15 protein-coding genes, 1 tRNA gene and 1 pseudogene are annotated in these 18,301 nt (G+C 42.3%); 8 read left to right on the plus strand and 9 right to left on the minus strand.

The features are described 5' to 3' along the window. Window positions 1-23: 23 nt before the first annotated feature. From OCU38_RS07470 to OCU38_RS07480, 3 genes and pseudogenes are all read left to right on the plus strand, one after another. Window positions 24-1,094, plus strand: a complete 1,071-nt coding sequence (locus OCU38_RS07470; RefSeq protein ID WP_261822597.1) for a M42 family metallopeptidase — start codon at window positions 24-26, stop codon at window positions 1,092-1,094. A gap of 548 nt (window positions 1,095-1,642) precedes the next feature. Next, window positions 1,643-5,743: a zinc-dependent metalloprotease gene (locus tag OCU38_RS07475; protein ID WP_261822598.1), complete on the plus strand. Its 4,101-nt coding sequence runs from the start codon at window positions 1,643-1,645 to the stop codon at window positions 5,741-5,743. A 410-nt stretch (window positions 5,744-6,153) separates the two neighbouring features. Next, window positions 6,154-6,697: pseudogene (locus OCU38_RS07480) on the plus strand (IS256 family transposase); the annotation flags it as partial. Window positions 6,698-6,738: 41 nt separating this feature from the next. Here OCU38_RS07480 and OCU38_RS07485 read toward each other — a convergent pair. The 5 genes from OCU38_RS07485 to OCU38_RS07505 form a co-directional block, all read right to left on the minus strand. Then, window positions 6,739-7,104: an HNH endonuclease gene (locus OCU38_RS07485; RefSeq protein ID WP_261822599.1), complete on the minus strand. Its 366-nt coding sequence runs from the start codon at window positions 7,102-7,104 to the stop codon at window positions 6,739-6,741. Between the two features lie 5 nt (window positions 7,105-7,109). Beyond that, window positions 7,110-7,421: a hypothetical protein gene (locus OCU38_RS07490; RefSeq protein WP_261822600.1), complete on the minus strand. Its 312-nt coding sequence runs from the start codon at window positions 7,419-7,421 to the stop codon at window positions 7,110-7,112. A 252-nt stretch (window positions 7,422-7,673) separates the two neighbouring features. Further along, on the minus strand, window positions 7,674-8,684 hold the full coding sequence (locus tag OCU38_RS07495; protein WP_261822601.1) for a hypothetical protein: 1,011 nt from the start codon (window positions 8,682-8,684) through the stop codon (window positions 7,674-7,676). Window positions 8,685-8,740: 56 nt separating this feature from the next. After that, the gene (locus tag OCU38_RS07500; protein WP_261822602.1) at window positions 8,741-9,325 is read right to left on the minus strand and encodes a hypothetical protein; all 585 of its coding nucleotides are present in this window, start codon (window positions 9,323-9,325) and stop codon (window positions 8,741-8,743) included. A 7-nt stretch (window positions 9,326-9,332) separates the two neighbouring features. Next, window positions 9,333-10,655, minus strand: a complete 1,323-nt coding sequence (locus tag OCU38_RS07505; RefSeq protein WP_261822603.1) for an ADP-ribosylglycohydrolase family protein — start codon at window positions 10,653-10,655, stop codon at window positions 9,333-9,335. A gap of 183 nt (window positions 10,656-10,838) precedes the next feature. Between OCU38_RS07505 and OCU38_RS07510 the strand changes: the two genes are divergently transcribed. The 4 genes from OCU38_RS07510 (at window position 10,839) to OCU38_RS07525 (ending at window position 14,462) form a co-directional block, all read left to right on the plus strand. Next, window positions 10,839-11,738: a helix-turn-helix transcriptional regulator gene (locus tag OCU38_RS07510; protein ID WP_261822604.1), complete on the plus strand. Its 900-nt coding sequence runs from the start codon at window positions 10,839-10,841 to the stop codon at window positions 11,736-11,738. A gap of 97 nt (window positions 11,739-11,835) precedes the next feature. Continuing rightward, on the plus strand, window positions 11,836-12,522 hold the full coding sequence (locus OCU38_RS07515) for an SGNH/GDSL hydrolase family protein (RefSeq protein WP_261822605.1): 687 nt from the start codon (window positions 11,836-11,838) through the stop codon (window positions 12,520-12,522). 3 nt (window positions 12,523-12,525) lie between these two features. After that, complete coding sequence (locus tag OCU38_RS07520) at window positions 12,526-13,812, plus strand: hypothetical protein (RefSeq protein ID WP_261822606.1); 1,287 nt, start codon at window positions 12,526-12,528, stop codon at window positions 13,810-13,812. A gap of 44 nt (window positions 13,813-13,856) precedes the next feature. After that, window positions 13,857-14,462 carry a hypothetical protein gene (locus tag OCU38_RS07525; protein ID WP_261822607.1) on the plus strand — a complete coding sequence of 202 codons (606 nt, stop codon included), beginning with the start codon at window positions 13,857-13,859 and terminating at the stop codon, window positions 14,460-14,462. A 310-nt stretch (window positions 14,463-14,772) separates the two neighbouring features. Here the strand turns inward: OCU38_RS07525 and OCU38_RS07530 are convergent. Beyond that, a tRNA-Ser gene (locus tag OCU38_RS07530) sits at window positions 14,773-14,860 on the minus strand. Between the two features lie 187 nt (window positions 14,861-15,047). On the opposite strand from OCU38_RS07530, the gene OCU38_RS07535 reads away from it, so the two are divergent. Next, entirely contained in the window at window positions 15,048-15,647 is a 600-nt protein-coding gene (locus OCU38_RS07535; RefSeq protein WP_390625215.1) for a UPF0149 family protein, read from the plus strand. Window positions 15,648-15,741: 94 nt separating this feature from the next. Here the strand turns inward: OCU38_RS07535 and nadA are convergent, their stop codons facing one another. The 3 genes from nadA to pal all read right to left on the minus strand — a co-directional run bounded on the left by nadA (window position 15,742) and on the right by pal (window position 18,270). Beyond that, window positions 15,742-16,803 (minus strand): quinolinate synthase NadA, encoded by a 1,062-nt coding sequence (gene nadA, locus OCU38_RS07540; protein ID WP_023403644.1) that lies wholly within the window; start codon window positions 16,801-16,803, stop codon window positions 15,742-15,744. A 114-nt stretch (window positions 16,804-16,917) separates the two neighbouring features. After that, window positions 16,918-17,697 (minus strand): tol-pal system protein YbgF, encoded by a 780-nt coding sequence (gene ybgF / locus OCU38_RS07545; protein ID WP_261822608.1) that lies wholly within the window; start codon window positions 17,695-17,697, stop codon window positions 16,918-16,920. A gap of 12 nt (window positions 17,698-17,709) precedes the next feature. Continuing rightward, the gene (gene pal / locus OCU38_RS07550; protein ID WP_261822609.1) at window positions 17,710-18,270 is read right to left on the minus strand and encodes a peptidoglycan-associated lipoprotein Pal; all 561 of its coding nucleotides are present in this window, start codon (window positions 18,268-18,270) and stop codon (window positions 17,710-17,712) included. Window positions 18,271-18,301: the final 31 nt, after the last annotated feature.

An 18,301-nucleotide genomic window follows, 5' to 3' on the forward strand; every position in this document is an offset into this window, starting at 1 on the left:
TAACCCAAATGAGTTAGAAATCGATGGAAAATAAAATTCTAGAACTTAAAAAACTGACCGAGCTAAACGCCGTACCAGGCAACGAAGGTGAGTGTCGCAAATACATGGCGCAACGCTTTGAAGGCGTTGCAGACGACGTTGTATTAGACAATATTGGCAGCATTATTGGTAAAAAAGTGGGCGCAGAAAATGGCCCTCGCATTATGCTTGCAGGCCACATGGATGAAGTGGGCTTCATGGTCACTGAAATCAACAAAGACGGTTTTGTTAAATTCACGCCACTTGGTGGTTGGTGGAACCAAGTCATGTTGGCGCAACAACTGACAATCACCACTGGTGCTGGCGAACATATCCACGGCGTTATTGGTAGCAAACCACCGCACATCCTTAAACCTGCAGAGCGTGCTAAGCCTGTTGAAATTGACGCTATGTTCATCGATATCGGCGTTGCGACAAAAGAAGAAGCCGAAGCTCTAGGTATTAAACCTGGCGATATGATCACTCCATATATCGAATTTCGTGAAATGGCGAACAAAGACTACCTACTAGGTAAAGCATTTGATAACCGCATTGGTTGTGCTATTGCTCTGGATGTTATGGACAACCTAAAAGACGTTGCTCATCCAAACCAATTGTTCTCTGTCGGTACAGTGCAAGAAGAAGTGGGCCTACGCGGCGCGCGCACTGCATCTAACTTGGTTCAACCAGAAATCGCAATTGCGGTCGATGTGGGTATTGCCGATGATACTCCAGGATGTGACAACAAAGGCGTAATGGGTAAAGGTCCACAACTGACATTAAAAGACGCATCAATGGTCGGTCACAAAGGTCTGCGCGAACTGTGCATTACTATTTGTGAAGAGCTAGATATTCCGTTCCAATACCAAGTATTAAACGGTGGCGGTACTGATGCAGGTATGATGCACGTATCGGGTAATGGTGCACCGTCTATTTCAATCGGTATTCCATCACGTTATATCCACTCTCATACTTCGATGATCCATAAACAAGATTACATCGCGACTACTAAACTTATCACTGAACTTGTGAAACGTTTAGATCGCGACACAGTAAATGCTCTGTTGATGGACTAAGCATGCTAGCGGCACCATTTTTGGTGTCGCTTTTTTACCTAACTTTTATATCCCCTTTTGCCCATATTTCTGTCCCCCCCTTGCTACTCTCCTACAAAGAGACCTGATTCACTCGCAAAAAACGTCGATTTTTAGTTTGTCATACCACTGTAAAACAACACTTCAAGTTCAAGCGAATTTCGTAATCTTATTTATCGATTTGAAATGCAACACATGTAATGCGCTAACATAGCCTGTCACGATTTTACTGCTATATCGCTTTGTCTATGCAAAGTGCTATCCCACATTTTAAGAAAATCGAGATTATAGGTAGCGATAAACAGCAAAATACGCTTTATCACTACTTATAACGGCCGCTTTTTGAGCCGTCTTTTAAAAGACAACTAAGAATTATGTAACGTTGAGTGCACCCATACTGCCCACATGCAAGTGATGTTGTTGCAAGGCGAAGCCGTTTTGCCGCAAATAACACCCTTTCGCAGACTCTTGTATAGAGATGTACATCTAAGTGGTGTAGCACTTATGGCAAGTTTAAATAGGAACAAAATATGAGAAAAAGTCTGTTGCATTGCAGCCTAATACTCGTGTCCGCCAGCCTTTTCGGTTGCGGCCCTGGAGATGAGTCTTATGACACGGTTGCGAAAGATCCCGATATGATCGCGAGCGCTGATATCGAGCAAACAGTGAAAGCTGATGATGGTCTAGATCATGCTCGTCGCTATCTTTATCTACGTACTATTCGTAAAGCTCCGCGTTATTTTGCGTCTTTAGGCAGCAACACATGGTACAACGATACTAAACTTGTCACTTTGCACCGTTCAGAAAACGGCATTGAAGTGCTACAAGAAGATAAAGGTGCTATCGGTGACGGACAAGAATACTCTCCATATGATAACCCTGAAAACCTTCGTCCATTAGTGACCATCAACGGTAGCTACATTGACTATAAATGTGCCACTGACAGCTACAATAAGTGTACTAACCAAGAAGAAGAAAACACTGATGCCGATGTAAAATGGGATCAGAAAAAATACTTTGTTCCTGACTTAGCTAACATCACTGTTAAAGACCTTGGTTTCAATGACATGGATATCAGCCGCTGTCTAACTGAAGCGGGTGCACCACGTATTGTTCACCGCACAGAAAAAACAGCAGACGGCAAAAAGGTCACTTGGAACGGTCATGAAATCGATCTAAAAAATGGCGTGATCAACTTAGAAATCGCACAAGATTACACGGCAAGTACATCTGCTGCCTGTGCAGACTTCTCGCCACAAGACAGCCTAGACAACTACTCTCTGACAGTAACTAGCTTTGTTTCGATTGTTGCACTTGATTCTCCTCGTAAAGATGGCGACGCTCATTCGCGCACTCTAGTTTCTGAAAACTACAAACCTGTTCCTTACGCAGAGCAAGAAACCTCTACATTTGGCTTCTTTAAAACTCGCATTGATCACAACGATACCTTTAACGAAGACGACCAAAATGGTCAGTTCCGTCAATACCTAAATCGTTGGAACCCTGAAAAAGCGAAACTGCATTACTATCTATCAAATAACTTCTATGAAGCGAAGAACGCACCGTATCTAGCGGCAGCAACTCAAGGTATTGCCTTAATCAACGCAGAAAACGAAGTATTTAACACTGGCGTTCCTCAAATTGAATTGGCTCCAGCAGGCGATCGTCAATCTGGTGATTTACGCTATGCAATCATCGAACTTGCCGATGAACCATTAGCAAATGGTCTATTAGGTTACGCGCCAAGTGCCGTAAACCCACTCACCGGCGAAATTATTTCTGGTGTGGTTAACCAATACAGTGGTAATGCAATCAATGTGGTTCCGCCGTACTGGCAACGTCTGCGTCGTGCATACAACCACGGCAAAATGTCGCAAGAACAATTTGATGAGCTAGTAGCTAATCCAATTAAATACAAAGCGACTAAATCTGGCTTAACGGCTAACCAAGCTCGTTATGTTATCACCCCTGTACTGCCTGGCTCGAACGGTAGCTACTTATTCGGTGAGAAGTTAAACCATTTAGCAAACGTACTTGCAGGCGGTTTTGACGCACTGTCTAACAGTCAAGTGATGGAATTAGCTCGCCACAAAACACAAAGCGATATCATTGCTGACCGTGAAATGGGCGAAACAGTATCCCTAGAACGTCAAGCACAAGCTAAACAAGAAGACATGTACACTCTTGGCCGTAACAACATGTTGAGCGTTCAAGCGCTTGAACATACGGCATTTGGCAACGGCGATTACCGCACCCTTCCACAAGGCGTACGTGAATTACCAGGTGAGGCGGCAAACAAGTATCGCATCAACTGGAACAGCGATAATTACTACACCGATGCTACCCATACTAAGCTGAAAAACTTCAAAGATTTGACTGTTGCAGATCAGCAAGATCTAAAAGTGAAACTATCAGCGGCAATTTTTGCAAGTACACTAACTCACGAAATGGGACACAGCCTAGGCCTACGTCACAACTTCTTAGGTAGTGTGGACGCAGAGAACTACAACTTCAATGATGCGCAAATGGCTAAATTGAAGCAAAAACTGGCCTCTGTGGGTTATCCAAACATTGAACCGCATTCAAACTCTAGTAGCCGTATGGAATACAGCCTAGACGCTTACTCTACCGGTTACGGCCCTTATGATATGGCGGCACTACGCTTTGGTTATGCGCGTAAAGTTGAACTTTCAAGTGCTGCACTAACCGCATATAAAGGTGCGAAAAACGCAGGACTAGAAGACACGCCAATTGAAGGGAACTACATCTCCCTTAAACCACGCGATCAAAAACGTCGTGCTGAAATTGCCGATCTAGACGGTCGCGGTGAAGGCTATGGTCATTACTCACGTGGTGTTACTGACGCTAAACTGAAGAAAGTACTTAAGAGCTTCCAATTCTGTACAGATGAGAATGTTTTCTTAGGCAACACTTGTAACCGCTTTGACGCAGGCTTCACCAGCGCACAAATTGTGCACAACAAAATTGACGATTACGAAGCTAGCTACACCAGAAACAATACCCGTAATGGCCAAGAAGACTATGGTATGGCTTACCTAACGTCTTACATACTAGGTCGAATGAATACCTTCAACTCGCTACACGCGTTTATTGAAGATTCACACGATCTATTAGGCTCTGGTGAAGATTCTGTGAGTCTTGATCACCAAAATATTATTCACAGTATTATTACGCAGTGTCGCACTCAAGATCCTGATACTGGTAAATACGATCCAAGCAACCTATCTATGTTGATGGCTACCTACAACGATGAACATATCGCATCGTTAGTATGTGACCTAGTTGCAGGTACCGATAACGCACGTCAATTCTTATTGACTACTGCCCTATCGCAAGTGAATCGTAACATTTCAGCCTACTATGAAAGCGAGACTACTGATTCATCAGGTGCTACCGTTCCGACTCCAGGTCTTTTGAATCTTCCATTTGATCTCGTTAAGTCAGAGTATGTTAAAGCACACGGTCCGTTAGACCTTGAACCAGGTGAAGTGATTGTTGATGGCGATACTCATCAAGAGCTATTAAACAAAATGGTGCAAAGTGCACTAGATCAATTAGGTCCAAACAACCGTTTACTACCTAAAGGACCTAGCAAGCATTATACACTTGATGGACAAAGTATTGATATTACGCCTAAAGGTGTAGAATTTACTGGACACTCATTAAATAGTTTAACTGCAGACATTGCTGATCCTAACCATCCATACATTAACGATCGTGATGTATTGGGTGTATGGCCAGACAAACTACTGGCGGTGAGAACACTACTAGGTCGTTTCCACCCACGTTTAAAAACGTCAAGTACAACAGCTGCACTAGCAGATAGTAACTTTGCCGGCGAAATCTTAAAAATGGGTATTTGTCGTCAAGCATTAGGTAATACATTTGGTAACTCTAATGATCCTAACGAAGCGCAATGTTACCAAGTACTTAGCGGTGATATTTATAATAGCGGTTCAGTTGCAACCAATGGTGTAATGGATAATGACGCAATTACCGCAGTAGTGACTGGCTACGCGGCACAAAATATCAATTACAACGTATCGGCTGACTGGGCAACAACGAACATAGAAACTATGCCAACGTTCGCTTACGATGCAGCACAATACTTCAACCTTCCTATTTCAGGAAATATCAGTATTTTGCGCGCTATGCTTAACCAGTTTGTGCTTGGTTCAACCACCAAAAACACAGATCTTGGTCTACAAGCGGCAAGTAAAGGTTACCGTGAGTTTGCAAGTGTTTACACAGAAGATGCAATTTATTCTTATGAAACACCTATCACGTTTGATTTTAACGATACAACAACCTTTGCTAGTGCAGCTGATGACTTTTCGAAGTTATTACACCATACAGCAACAGCTCAAAGCTTAATTGTTCGTCTTCCTAACTCAAATAGTAAGTTCGTTCTTAAAGAGAACAACCGCTTAGGTTTGGTATTGTTAAATGGATATATCCAAACATTTATGGCAAGAGCGCAGAATAAAGTTGCAGCAGAACAAGCTGTCCTTGACGCTAAGCTAACTCGTTTGCAAACTATCTTAGAGACTATGCCTCGCACTGACAGCGATGCTCAGTTAGATGATACGTCTGTTCTAACCAACATATAATTTGTTGATTCTAAGATAGACTAGAATGGAAGCGACGCCCTAGGGCGTCGCTTATTTGTTTGGGAACAAACTCTTTTCACTACAGCCTCCCACTATCTATATTTATAGGTTTATAAAACACTTATTGGCTTAACTAGTCAGACTTTCAGATAATAAATCCAACATTCTAGAGCCGTGTATCTCAAGGTGAGTTCTAAACAATGCGTTCAATATTTTCTACCGTTTGAGTGAGCTCGCCCCTCACATAGGCATTCTTTTTATGGCGGGTAAAAGCTGCGTCGCATGCGCTCCATGAACCCACGGAACGATATTGTTAATGTTTGAAGTTCCAAGGTAGGAGCGCAGATATATCACCTAACCTCGTATCATGAGTGACAAATGCGATGATAGAAGAAATAGTTGAGTAGTAATCTAGGCCACTTGATGCCATTTATCCCATCGTTTATCTCGATTGTATTGTGGTCAAGATCCACCAAGACAAGCGTATTATCAATAAGTCGCTCTTCCTTGCTCTAGATATTAACACTGATGGTTAGAAAGAACTCATGGGCATGTGAATAGCAGAAAACGAGGGGCTAAATTTTGGTTGAGTGTTTTAACTGAGCTTAATCAACGTAGTGTTGAAGACATTCTTATTGCTTGTGTGGATGGATTAAAGGGGTTTCCCGATGCCATCAACACACGGTTTCCCCTCAAACTCATATTCAGCTGTGTATCGTCCATATGGTACGAAACTAATTAAAGTATGTGTCATGAAAAGATTCTAAGGCCGTCACAGCTGACCTAAAGCGTGTGTACCGCTCAACTACAGAAGATGAGGCAGCAACGAAAATGGTATACCTAGCATTCAAAAACGCCAGCAAGAAATGGACAATGCCCATTCAAAACTGGCGTCAGGCTATGAGTCGGTTTATTATCGAGTTCGAGGAACGTCTCGAAAAGCACATTAACTAAATGGCAATTACACAGAATCTGTTACAGCCTCTCCTAGATACCTAAAGATTCATATAACGGCTTTCTAAATATCGGAGTAAATCTTGAGGAGCAACTGAAGATCCCTTCTTTCTATTACATAGCTTACAAAGAAGTTGGAGGTTGGTACGTTCATTTCCACCACCTCTAGAATGAGGGATAATATGGTCAACTTCAAATGAGCCAAATTCAATATCTGTCTTACACAAAGCACATTTGGATGCTTGGATTACTAGCATTTCTTCCAAAACCTCAGTCAACCAAGCCCTTCGCTTAGTTGGAGACAGTCCTTTCACAACCTCTGAGCATTCAAGTGCTACCTCCATAAGTTCATAAAATGCTTGGAGTTCTTGTTTTTCTGCTTTTTGTCTAAGCTCCTTTAATGACATAAACTTCACCCAACTTGTTTAATGTGCTTATCAACTCTCGTTTTGTGGTTTTTGAGTCTTTTAAGGAGTTTCTTCGCCCTTTCCTTGTCCTCCATAATATTTAGCTGATTCATATTTGCATTACTAATTGCAATTAAGTCATTGATTTGTTCCCTAATTAAGACTAACTCTTCTTTGGTTCTGCTTTTATATTTTCCAAAGTGCTTAAGACCCACCTGTACTTGAGACTCCAAATTACCAATTTTTGAGTCTAAGTTATCAACTCTTTGTTCTAAATCAGTAATACCCAATCTTGACTTAATCCATCCAATTGCCACCTATACCACCATGTAAATTGTAACTATTATTAGATTACTGTTCAATAATCAGAAGTGCAACTACATATCCCCCTTTAGATTACTGAACACTAGAGCCTGAGAATCTAATCACACTGTAAAGTGCAAGCTATTGCCAAACAATCTCCATCTATGCAATGTATATGTTTTGATTGACTATTCTGATATAGCTAAGCGCTAGTAAAAATATAAATCCTCCTGACGTGCAGGCTTATTCCTTCCCAAATAATCTATTTAGTACTTATTTGCTGCCTTACTCATCAAATGCTTTACAACTGCCCGTGCATCATCAAAATGTTGAGTGTGCTCTCCGGTTAACTCATAGCGTCCATCACCTCTCAGAATGAACTTTTTTAACGTTTCATCTTTCTCTGGATAGCGCCAAATACTTAGCTCAACCCCCTCATCAACGTCCTCCCGATGCACAGTGAACACCTGACCGCTTAACATTGAAATCAGTTGATTGTAATCTTTTACTAATTCATTGGAATAGCCCAATCCCATTTGCCAAAACGAATCAATAGCGTGAGGAGCAACCCCCTCGCTTTGAATACTTTTTACTTTCGTCTCAATCAGCGACGCGAGTTGAGCACACTCTTGTTTCGATTTATCATTTCCGAATACAGCACATTGAAACAAATATAAATAACTACCTAAATGGGATTCATCTGCTTCACGCGGGGATCCAATCAGCAAGCGTGAAACATCATCAACAATTAACGAAAACAATTCCTGCTCACCGGGTATAGATGTAATAATTGGAGAAGGTACAAAGTCCTCTAATACGATCTCTATTTGCCTTACAACCTCTAGATTAAGGTTACTTTCTTCAACAAGCGAGTTCGACGTTGGCAATGTCTGAAAGAGCTGATGGTTAATACTGCTTTCCCAAGCCTGTTGAAGTTCATAGTCTCTAATGAAACTCCCGTCAAAGCCATAGTTATAGTCGCCAGTCTCCCCCTGAATGGTATCCAGAACATCGTTGTATAAGTTTATCCAATCTATTGAACGAGCATGCTCTATTCCCTCATACCACTGTTCAAAAGAGTCAACTAACTCTTGCTGACGTCGTCGTCCTTTACTACCTTTAATAGAGCGATGACTCACAAGGTGCTGATAAATCGCTAAGTGCACAAATATGGGGTTAATACGAACAACGAATTCTGGATATTGCCTAGTGTAGTTCTCCCACAACCCATCACAAAACTGCTTCGCGACACACACTATTGAGTTTTCGTTCGTCATCGCATTTTCCCCAAACTATCTGATTGATTCATCTCACCTCGCCAATAAAAACCAATTTATAGGCTATCGCCAACCAGCTTAAACGCCTCTTCAGTTTTATACCCATCAAGGATCAAGTTGATGATATCGTCTCTGTGTTGGGAAATAGCTGTCGGAAGACTTGCTTTGTTGGCTTTAAAAAAGTCCAGCGTCATAGTCTTCGCGTCATTACGTGAAAGCCTAATAGGAGGAGTAGCCTTTTGTTCCGCCGTTTCAATGTACATATCGAAATCTTCAGAGACAGAAGTCCAATCATACGCAAATACTTCTTCTCTTAACTTAACTGGATTAAAGTGTTCAGAAACGCCGTTGCCGCACTCGCCCATCGTCTTGTTGATAATAAGAGAGGTTACATCAGGTAAGCCACGCTCAGAAGTAAACAAACGCACGACGTCAAGCTTACGACCTGCCGACACAGGGATCGCACGTTGTACATACTCAACATCAGGGTTCAACTCTTTCGCTTGAGTCACTAATTCGCCGTAAGTTAGGCAATGTTTATGTCGAGCAATATTTATTAAAATTGGATAATAAATTGCAGCTAACTGAACATCATTTAATGTAATATTTGCGTATAAGCTTTGAACCTGTTGTTCCATCATTCCCTCTTTATTTATTATTGTTCTTCACGAATGTTGCCATTTGCTCTAACCAAACCTGTAGCGAGCCATCTTCAGTAAAATTACGCCACAAGCCATCACAAAACCTGTCACCCCTTACAACAGCAGTAATAAATTGGAAGCCTTCCAAATAACTCATGTTCTCCAGAAACTGACGTTTAGGATAAATACCATCAGAAGTAGAAGCACCAAGATCTGTAGACACTAAATCTCGATGACAGAAATCCATCCAACGATACTCCCGTAAAATACAGTCATACTCATATAGAAGCTGGTAGAGAAGATCACCTTTTACTTGTTGAACAGCTCCATTAACCCTAGCAAGCATCTCCTCGATACTTTTGATAGAGGGGACTGTTGATAGCATTGTGGCTTGTTCTTTAATATGTTTATGCCACGCAAGCTTATCGAGCCAATCAGAAGGTAATTGATGATGCCCGTAATACGCACCTGCCAATTGCCCATAGATAGCTGCAGTTGTATCGGAATCCTCACCTAGGTTAGCAGCCAGTAAGGCTCCTTCTTTGAAATTATTGCTATGAGCAAAAGACCATAGTGCAGCTTCAATTGAGTGAACGACAAAACCCGTCCCACGTATTTCTTTTCTCTCTTTAATCAAAAACGAACCTTGAACAATTTGCAGTAAATCACTATGAATATCAACGGCACTCCAATAATTTGAGAGCTGAGTAAACAAATCGTCCTTGCTTAGTGTTTGAGTAGTGTTTTGAAATATACGGTAAAGTAACCAAGCCATTATCTGACAGGCTTCTATTGCTCTACGCTCTGCATGGGTGGTTATCGAGCTCGATGTTGCTGCGTGAATAACCTCTTGCTCTGTTGCTGATCTGAAGAGGGAGTAAAATATAGGAATTGGAGCCAGTCTCATCAAGCTACCATTACCCGCAGTAAACTCGTCCGTTGAGCCCGCATTAGCAACCTTAGTGCATTGAAAAGATTCGAGGGCTGTCACAACAGTATTGCCTATGTCGAAACACGTACCGTTGACGGAGTTATACCCTTGCTTCCACCAGGCGGAGTAGCGCATCATCTGATCATTTGCATCATGCCCTCCCTTTGCTAACAAACTATCAGCTAAACACAGCATCATTGAGGTATCGTCAGTCCATTCACCAGCATTCAAACGAAAAGGGCCACCACCGATCATATCATTCAATGGTGAATAGCTATCCTTAGGACTAAACTCAAGTGTTGTACCTAATGCATCTCCCAAAGCCAAGCCGACCATAGCACCTTGCGCTCTGTCTAACATGGTTTGTTCTACTTCCCTATTACTTTCAATACTGCTCATGTATGTTTATCCCACCAATGAAACTGAAAGTAGCTTAACTAAATCAAGACGATAGCGTAAGTGTCCTATTTTGGTACATGATGAGTATTTATATATTATTTCCAGATTCTTGACCTACCTCTTAACACCTGCTGACCTTTTTATTGCACTGTTAATCCATATTCAAAAACACGCAGTACTCAAATGACACATCAAGCACGTACACCAAACACAAAAATAAATAAAAAAACACGACTACGCTACCAAGTCATCGAAATCATTGCCTATTGGGAGGGGCGAGTCACCACAAAACACCTGTGTAATTGTTTCGATATTGGACGACAACAAGCCTCTCGAGAAATTAATACCTATTTAGGAGAACATGCACCGGACAACCTCGAATACGACATGCAGCTCGCGGGTTATAAAGCGTCGAAAGCCTTTCAACCAATTTTTACCCGAGGGAGTATCGACGAATATCTTAACTTACTAGCTCTTAACGATCGCCTCGTGTCAAAAAGCAATCATTCTGCACTCGGGTTTCGAGAAGTCACATCAGTGATGCCCCCTACAAGGGCTATTGATCCCGTTATAATGCGTGCACTTGTAAGAGCGATCAGCAAAGGACGAAGGTTAGAAATAGAATACTTATCGATGAACTCGACAGAGCCCGAAGCTCGGATTATTGCGCCGCATTCTTTGGTAGAAACCCCTTTGCGCTGGCATGTTAGAGCGTACTGTGAAAAAAACAGAGCCTATCGCGATTTTGTGTTGAGTCGTTTTATTGGTGACCCAGAAGTATTGGACGTCTCCCCCAACCCCATAGAGGAAGACACTCACTGGAACACACCAATAGATCTTGTGCTGCAAGCAGACCCTCGACTTAATCACCATCAGGCATCACTCATTGAAAGGGACTATGGAATGTGTGATGGGGAGCTTGTCTTACCAAGTCGGTTGTCACAAATAAACTACCTTATGGATGGTTTAGGACTCAGCCTCAGTCACCATAAAAAAGATCCTAGCCATCAGCAAATTTGTATTAAAAACAACGACGAACTACTCAATATCCTTAATGATAAAGGGCTTCTCAAACGTGAATAAGAGACCGTCAAAATGAAGCATGTACCATTTTTCGACACTTACGCATCGCCAACCCAGTTAGTACAGTAAGGATACAACGCGAATACAGGTACAAATCATGAACACTGGAATCAATGAACCGACAGCAAAGTATTTACCCGACCAAATAGTTTTATTAGGCGATTCGATCTTTGACAATGCACCTTATGTTAGTGCTGGTGAGTCAGTCTCAGAGCAACTGGCCAGCTTAATCCAAACTAAAGACTCGACTACCTCCCAAGTCGAACTGCTCGCCGTAGATGGACATGTCTTAGCCGATGTCCCAAGACAAATAGCACTAGCTTGCTCAAAAACACATTTCAATTTGCAATGTGCTTATCTCTCTTTTGGCGGCAATGATTTACTCAGTTACGCCGTTTCAGGTTTACTCGAGGTTAAAGCCAAAAACGTTGGTGATGCATTAGATTCTTTGCACCAGGTAAGAGAACAATTTCGTCAAAACTACCAACACGTCTTAGCCCTTGCGGGTAGAAAATTTCCTAAGCTCACTGTTTGCACCGTTTATGATGGGATACCAACACTATCAAACGCGGAAAGAATCTCTCTTGGGATATTTAACGAAGTAATTTTAAGAGAAGCCACCAAGCGTCGATTCCCCGTTCTTGATTTACGCATCATTTGCAATGAACCAGATGATTATGCTCCTGCGTCACCTATCGAACCTTCAAAAAAAGGTGCAGGCAAAATAGCGCAGGCAATTTTCAATCAATATACGCAACGTAAAAATGACTTCCTAGGAGTATAAGGAATGAGCATAAACAAAGAATGGTTTGAACAACGTGACCGATTTATCACAAAGCAAAAGGAACAAGGGTGTTTTGCGCTAGAAGAAGCACTTGAGAAACTTGATGCTACTCTACCCTACTTTTATGACCTAGGTATTTTAACGCAACGTGAATTTACCACTACAACAACCAACTTCATACAACTCACAGCCCTAGGAGGATTATTTTTTGTTGAGCATTGTCAACAAATCTTCATCAACCCTGAAAACTTTAACAGACTAAAGCAAGCACTAGGGAACTGGGACCACTTCACTATTGATTACCCTTTATATCAGTCTGACATCATGGGAAAAATTTCAATCAGAAACCAAACTCACGTTGATTTTAAAGTGAAAGCTAGGCTTTTTAGACATAAATTAAAGTTCCGAATCGAAGATACTCGTAATGAGATAGATATATTTATTAGTAGTGACGGATCAAACCAGCTACTGAATGTATGGAATGACTTCAGCCAGTGCGTTGCCTTTATTGAAAATGAGGACAAGTCGCCAATAAACATAGCTATCGCCACCGACATCAATGCGATTGAATCGCTTTGTGCGCCTTGGCACACTCTCGTCCAGCGCTATTTTCGCAACACAATGCATGAGCTAGCCTTTGAACATAACCTAAGCGAACTAAAACGAAAGATTGAATCCAAGTACTCTATCTCATCCTCAGAGTGGAGCGATATTGATAGATCTTTTGATCTAATAAGACCTGCTCGACAATGCCAATTTGATGAACCACAGCCGAGCTCGTCAGAAGAGGTTAAGATTCAACGTATCACTCATCAATCCATCAACAAATTTGGTCTAGTTAAGCTGAACCAGATTGAAACAACACACCGAAAAGCACAACAGATTCAACGATATTGCCCAGTGAACCCTGGCGATGTATTACTTTATAAAAGTGCAGACCGAAAAACCGTCAAAGTCGCATACTATTCCATTGAAGATCAACATGAGCATTTGTGCTCCGAATTGTTCACTGTGATACGAGCCAAAGGTAATGGCCATTGGGATGGCAAACGACTCTTTCTTTTCCTTACCTCGCTTGCAGGTCAAACACTACTTGAGTACAGCTTCCGAGACTTTTCTGTTAATAAGCTGGCACAAATCCGTCTTACGCCTAGACAGATTTATAAACTTCAAATTCCGCAGCTAGATCTGTATCACGCAAGCGAACTTGATAATAAATACGTTCAACTTAATAAGCTGTTGCAACAGCAATCGAACATTGAAAAACAGATTGCAACGTTGATCCAGTAAAAGTACCGCAAGCAGAACTCATCAAATCGTAACTAAGGATCAATATGAATTACCCAGAACAACCGGCTAGACAGGAAGAGCTCAACACCTTACAAGAATTAGACAAAATCAACAAAGAAGTAAAACCAATGTACATCAAAATTGTACCTACCTCCCCCGTATTACCTCAAATGTTGGATGATGACTTATCAGAAAAGGAAGAGCGACTGCTACTTACAAAGTGCCCGACCATTCACTTATCCGCAACCACTAGCCATGAACATATCACAACATTTTTAATTGAACTGTTCGCCTATTATTTCGAACTGCCACAAGATAAGATCAAACCAGACAGCGACCTCGTCGATGATATTGAACGCATGGTATGGGCACGGGAACTCGGTGTATCTTTTGAGAACGTCACCTATGGGCGGATATTTTGTAGTCGAGATGAAGATGGTAATGCCGTAGGCGGTATGGAAGATCGAGGCATAATTATTGCGATGATGTTTATGCTCGACTTTTCCGACCTTGTTGGCATTAAGGAAGTGGACAATGCAGTCGACGCGACATTTGAGGCAATGGATGATGAGTTTGGCAACTATAACGACTGCGCTACGATTAATGATTTGTCTGATTTGATTTATTCAGTTTGCAGAAGGATTTTGTAATCAGAACGCACGTGAAATAGAAAAATGAACGCCGACTTAAGGTAACCTTTCTTTTCCATTGAGATGGATTCATGCTCTTTTGGTGACGACATCTCAAAAGTTCTGTCACATAGCTTTCTTGAATACACCATAGTGAAGCAGACATTCACGGTTACCTATTTGAAAAAGGAAAAGTAATATCTTTTTAAATCAAATTACTTCGCACGATTGATTATATGATTTCAATCTAGACCAATCAGGAGACTAAGCTGTTGATTTAAAGGAATTTAGACATAAAAAAGACGTCCTAGGACGTCTTTCTTCAAGAATGTGGCGGTGAGTGAGAGATTCGAACTCTCGATACGTTGCCGTATACACGCTTTCCAGGCGTGCTCCTTCAGCCACTCGGACAACTCACCGAATTTGATTGGGTTGACTGTGTCAGTCAACGAGGCGCTAATTTAATGATTTGTGGGCGGTTGGTCAAGTAGATTTGAGGTGTTTTTGCTTAGTTTTGGTCTGTTTGGACAATTATTGTCTAGTTCGTTGGAAATTGATGCTTTTGCTACTAATTAGCGTTCCAGTTGTTGGCTAAGGCTTGATACAATGGCGAAAACCTTTATTTGGACGAATATTTTGGATTTAGCACAGATTATTGCTCAACCTGAGCTGGAAGACCGCCTTCTTCCTTATCATCAAACTCTTGGGTTTATTACTGCTGTTGCGGCTGCACCTCATGTGCTTGATCCCTCGCAGTGGGTGGCGTATTTATGGGGTGGCGAAGAAACGGCACCTTTTAGCGATGGTGAGCAGTTAGAGGCGTATTTAGAAGCGGTAGTGGGTTCTTGGAATGCTACCCGCCCTGCTCTGTTTGACGACTCTTGGCAGTGGCCTATTGAGTGTGGCTTGAACGATCAAGAGATCGTGACTGAGGCGACTAAAGAGTTTTGTGAAGGTCTACTACAAGGCTGGCAGTTGGCGCAGGACGATTGGCAAACGCTGATGCCTGAGAATAGCCAAGATAATGCTTTGCTTGGTGGTGTATTGCTTTCTATTAGTATGCTGTACGATCCAGAGACTTCACTGGCAACCTTGTCAGAAGAAGGTATGAACGGCTTAGATCAGTTTGTAGAGATCTTTAATGCTGTGCCTATGATGTTGTGTGGATTAACTCAGCGCGGCGCTGTACTGGCTTCTGAGCAGTAATTTCTAAGCCCTACATCAAAACTTATATAAATAAGAAACCTCGGCGCTGTGCGTCGAGGTTTTTTGTATTCAGTGCCAGTAAGCGTAGTAGCTACTATGCGTTACCTTTCACCTTAATGTTCAGCTGCTCAGCAAAATCTAGCATGCGGTTAAGCGGAATCAGTGATTTAACGCGAACTTCTTCGTCGACAAAGATCTCGTGATCAGCGCCGCCAAATTTAAGTGCTGATTCAATGGCTTTTAGGCCGTTCATCGCCATCCACGGGCAATGCGCACAGCTACGACAGGTTGCACCTGCGCCTGCAGTTGGCGCTTCGATCAGCTCTTTCTCTGGCACAAGTTGTTGCATCTTAAAGAAGATGCCTTTATCGGTAGCAACGATTAATTGCTTTTGTGGAAGCTCTTTGGCCGCTTTGATCAGCTGGCTGGTTGAACCGACAGCATCGGCAAGTGCAACTACGCTAGCAGGTGACTCAGGGTGCACAAGAATTGCCGCGTCAGAGTAAACCGCTTTCATGTCTCTCAGTGCTTTGGCAGAAAACTCATCATGAACCACACATTCACCGTTCCACAGTAGCATCTCTGCGCCAGTTTGATTGGCGATGTAAGAGCCTAAGTGACGGTCTGGGCCCCAAATGATTGGCGTACCTTCTGCATCCAAGTGCTCGACGATTTCTAAAGCAATACTGGACGTTACTACCCAATCAGCGCGCGCTTTAACCGCCGCTGAGGTGTTTGCGTAAACCACAACCGTATGGTCAGGGTGTTCATCACAAAACTGGGTAAATGCATCTTCAGGACAACCTAGATCAAGAGAACATTCTGCTTTTAGGGTTGGCATCAAGATGGTTTTTTCTGGGGTTAAGATCTTGGCAGACTCTCCCATGAAACGTACGCCTGCAATAATCAAAGTTTTTGCAGAGTGACGATTACCAAATTTAGCCATCTCTAGTGAGTCGCCGACAAAACCGCCGGTTTCTTCTGCTAGGGCTTGGATCTCTGGATCGGTATAGTAATGGGCAATCAAGACCGCGTCTTTTTCTTTAAGAAGCGTTTTGATGCTCTCCTTATAAGCCTGCTTTTGATCTTCGCTCAATGGAACAGGTTTTGGAGGGAATGGGTATATTGTTGGTGCTGTTTCTAATATTTGGCTCATTGCAATGCTCGGGCAACTTCCTCTAACTCAGGGCATTGTACACTGCTTTGAGTCTGGTTGCCAAAAGCAAAAAAGCCCAACTAAAAAGTTGAGCTTTTACTAATCAATTTATGATTATTTCAGCTTCGACAATTTTTGCTGAGCTGAACTGGCGGACGCGGTGTTTGGATACTCATCAATCGCTTGTTGATAGTATTTCTTCGCGGCGCTAGCGCTGTTATTACGCGTGGCAATATCACCAAGCTTAACCAGTGCATCAGCACGTTTGTTCGACTTCTCGTGTGCAACCACGGCAGCAAATGCTTTGGCTGACTCTACGTCATTCTTTTTCGAGAAGTAGAGCTGTCCTAGCCAATAGCTAGCGTTGGCCGAATAAACCGATTCAGGGAAGTCTTTCTTGAACTGTTCTAGGGCAACGGTGGCGGCGTCATAGTCTTTATTTTTTAGAATAAGATCCACGGCGCTTTGATAAGCCTGCTGTTCACCTTGGTTAGAAGAGTACTTTCCTTCTGGCGCAGCTTGAGCTGGCTGAGCTGGGGCTTTTTTAAGTTCGACTAATTCGGTGCGAATACGGTCTAACTCAATAAACAATTCTTTTTGTCTTTCGACAAGTTGTTCTCTTTCGTGCGTGCTTCTTTCAAGTTCACCGTGTAATTGGCTTAAATCCATCGACAAACCGTCGACTTGTTGTTGCAAATTAGCTTGAACTCGGTTGCTGTTTCTAAGCAAACGCTCCAGACGTTGTGTCTCAGTTTCTTTAGAGGCAGTGGAAGATTTTGACGTCGAGACACTGCTAGAGTTGAGATCAGAAACGGGGGCTGGTGCGGCGAATGAAACACTCGCCGCACTTGCTAGTAACGTAAGCGCAACTGCTCGCTTATAGTTACTGATCATGTTTACGTCTTCCTAAGATTGGTAAACTATAACCGCACGACGGTTTTCCGCGTACGCTTCTTCAGTTTGACCTAGTTTTAGTGGCTTCTCTTCACCGTAGCTTACGATAGAGATTTGGTCAGCTTGAACGCCAGAAGCTTGTAGGTAGTTAGATACAGCGTTAGCACGACGCTCGCCTAGTGCGATGTTGTACTCAGGAGTACCACGCTCATCAGCGTGACCTTCGATAGACACTTTAACATCTGGGTTTTCGCTTAGGAATTTAGCATGAGCTGAAAGCATTTCTTCGTACTCAGAGCTGATTGCAGAGTTATCGTATGCGAAGTAAAGAGTGCTGTTTTCACGTAGTGCTTTTTCGGTAACTTCACGTTCTTCAGCTAATTTTTGCTCATCAGTCATTGGAGATACTACTGTAGTATCTGTAGTTTCTGCTGGCGTAGCTTGTTGAGTTTCTTGGTTAGTTGTTTGTTGTGCATCTGATGCATCCGTAGCATCATCAGATGAACTACAAGCTGTAACAGCCAGTACAGGAAGTGCGATTAGCAGTCCTTTCAAAACTTTATTAAGTTGCATTATAAATTTTCCTTATTGTATAAAAAGTAAC

Origin of the sequence: Vibrio neonatus, from assembly GCF_024346975.1 — a bacterium.
In the GTDB taxonomy this organism is placed as follows: domain Bacteria; phylum Pseudomonadota; class Gammaproteobacteria; order Enterobacterales; family Vibrionaceae; genus Vibrio; species Vibrio neonatus.

Excerpts from the sequence above, each read along its gene's own strand:
- OCU38_RS07470 (WP_261822597.1), top strand. The coding sequence starts at position 24 with ATGGAAAATAAAATTCTAGAACTTAAAAAACTGACCGAGCTAAACGCC.
- OCU38_RS07475 (WP_261822598.1), top strand. The coding sequence starts at position 1,643 with ATGAGAAAAAGTCTGTTGCATTGCAGCCTAATACTCGTGTCCGCCAGC.
- OCU38_RS07485 (WP_261822599.1), bottom strand. The coding sequence starts at position 7,104 with ATGTCATTAAAGGAGCTTAGACAAAAAGCAGAAAAACAAGAACTCCAA.
- OCU38_RS07495 (WP_261822601.1), bottom strand. The coding sequence starts at position 8,684 with ATGACGAACGAAAACTCAATAGTGTGTGTCGCGAAGCAGTTTTGTGAT.
- OCU38_RS07500 (WP_261822602.1), bottom strand. The coding sequence starts at position 9,325 with ATGATGGAACAACAGGTTCAAAGCTTATACGCAAATATTACATTAAAT.
- OCU38_RS07505 (WP_261822603.1), bottom strand. The coding sequence starts at position 10,655 with ATGAGCAGTATTGAAAGTAATAGGGAAGTAGAACAAACCATGTTAGAC.
- OCU38_RS07510 (WP_261822604.1), top strand. The coding sequence starts at position 10,839 with ATGACACATCAAGCACGTACACCAAACACAAAAATAAATAAAAAAACA.
- OCU38_RS07515 (WP_261822605.1), top strand. The coding sequence starts at position 11,836 with ATGAACACTGGAATCAATGAACCGACAGCAAAGTATTTACCCGACCAA.
- OCU38_RS07520 (WP_261822606.1), top strand. The coding sequence starts at position 12,526 with ATGAGCATAAACAAAGAATGGTTTGAACAACGTGACCGATTTATCACA.
- OCU38_RS07525 (WP_261822607.1), top strand. The coding sequence starts at position 13,857 with ATGAATTACCCAGAACAACCGGCTAGACAGGAAGAGCTCAACACCTTA.
- OCU38_RS07535 (WP_390625215.1), top strand. The coding sequence starts at position 15,048 with ATGGCGAAAACCTTTATTTGGACGAATATTTTGGATTTAGCACAGATT.
- nadA (WP_023403644.1), bottom strand. The coding sequence starts at position 16,803 with ATGAGCCAAATATTAGAAACAGCACCAACAATATACCCATTCCCTCCA.
- ybgF (WP_261822608.1), bottom strand. The coding sequence starts at position 17,697 with ATGATCAGTAACTATAAGCGAGCAGTTGCGCTTACGTTACTAGCAAGT.
- pal (WP_261822609.1), bottom strand. The coding sequence starts at position 18,270 with ATGCAACTTAATAAAGTTTTGAAAGGACTGCTAATCGCACTTCCTGTA.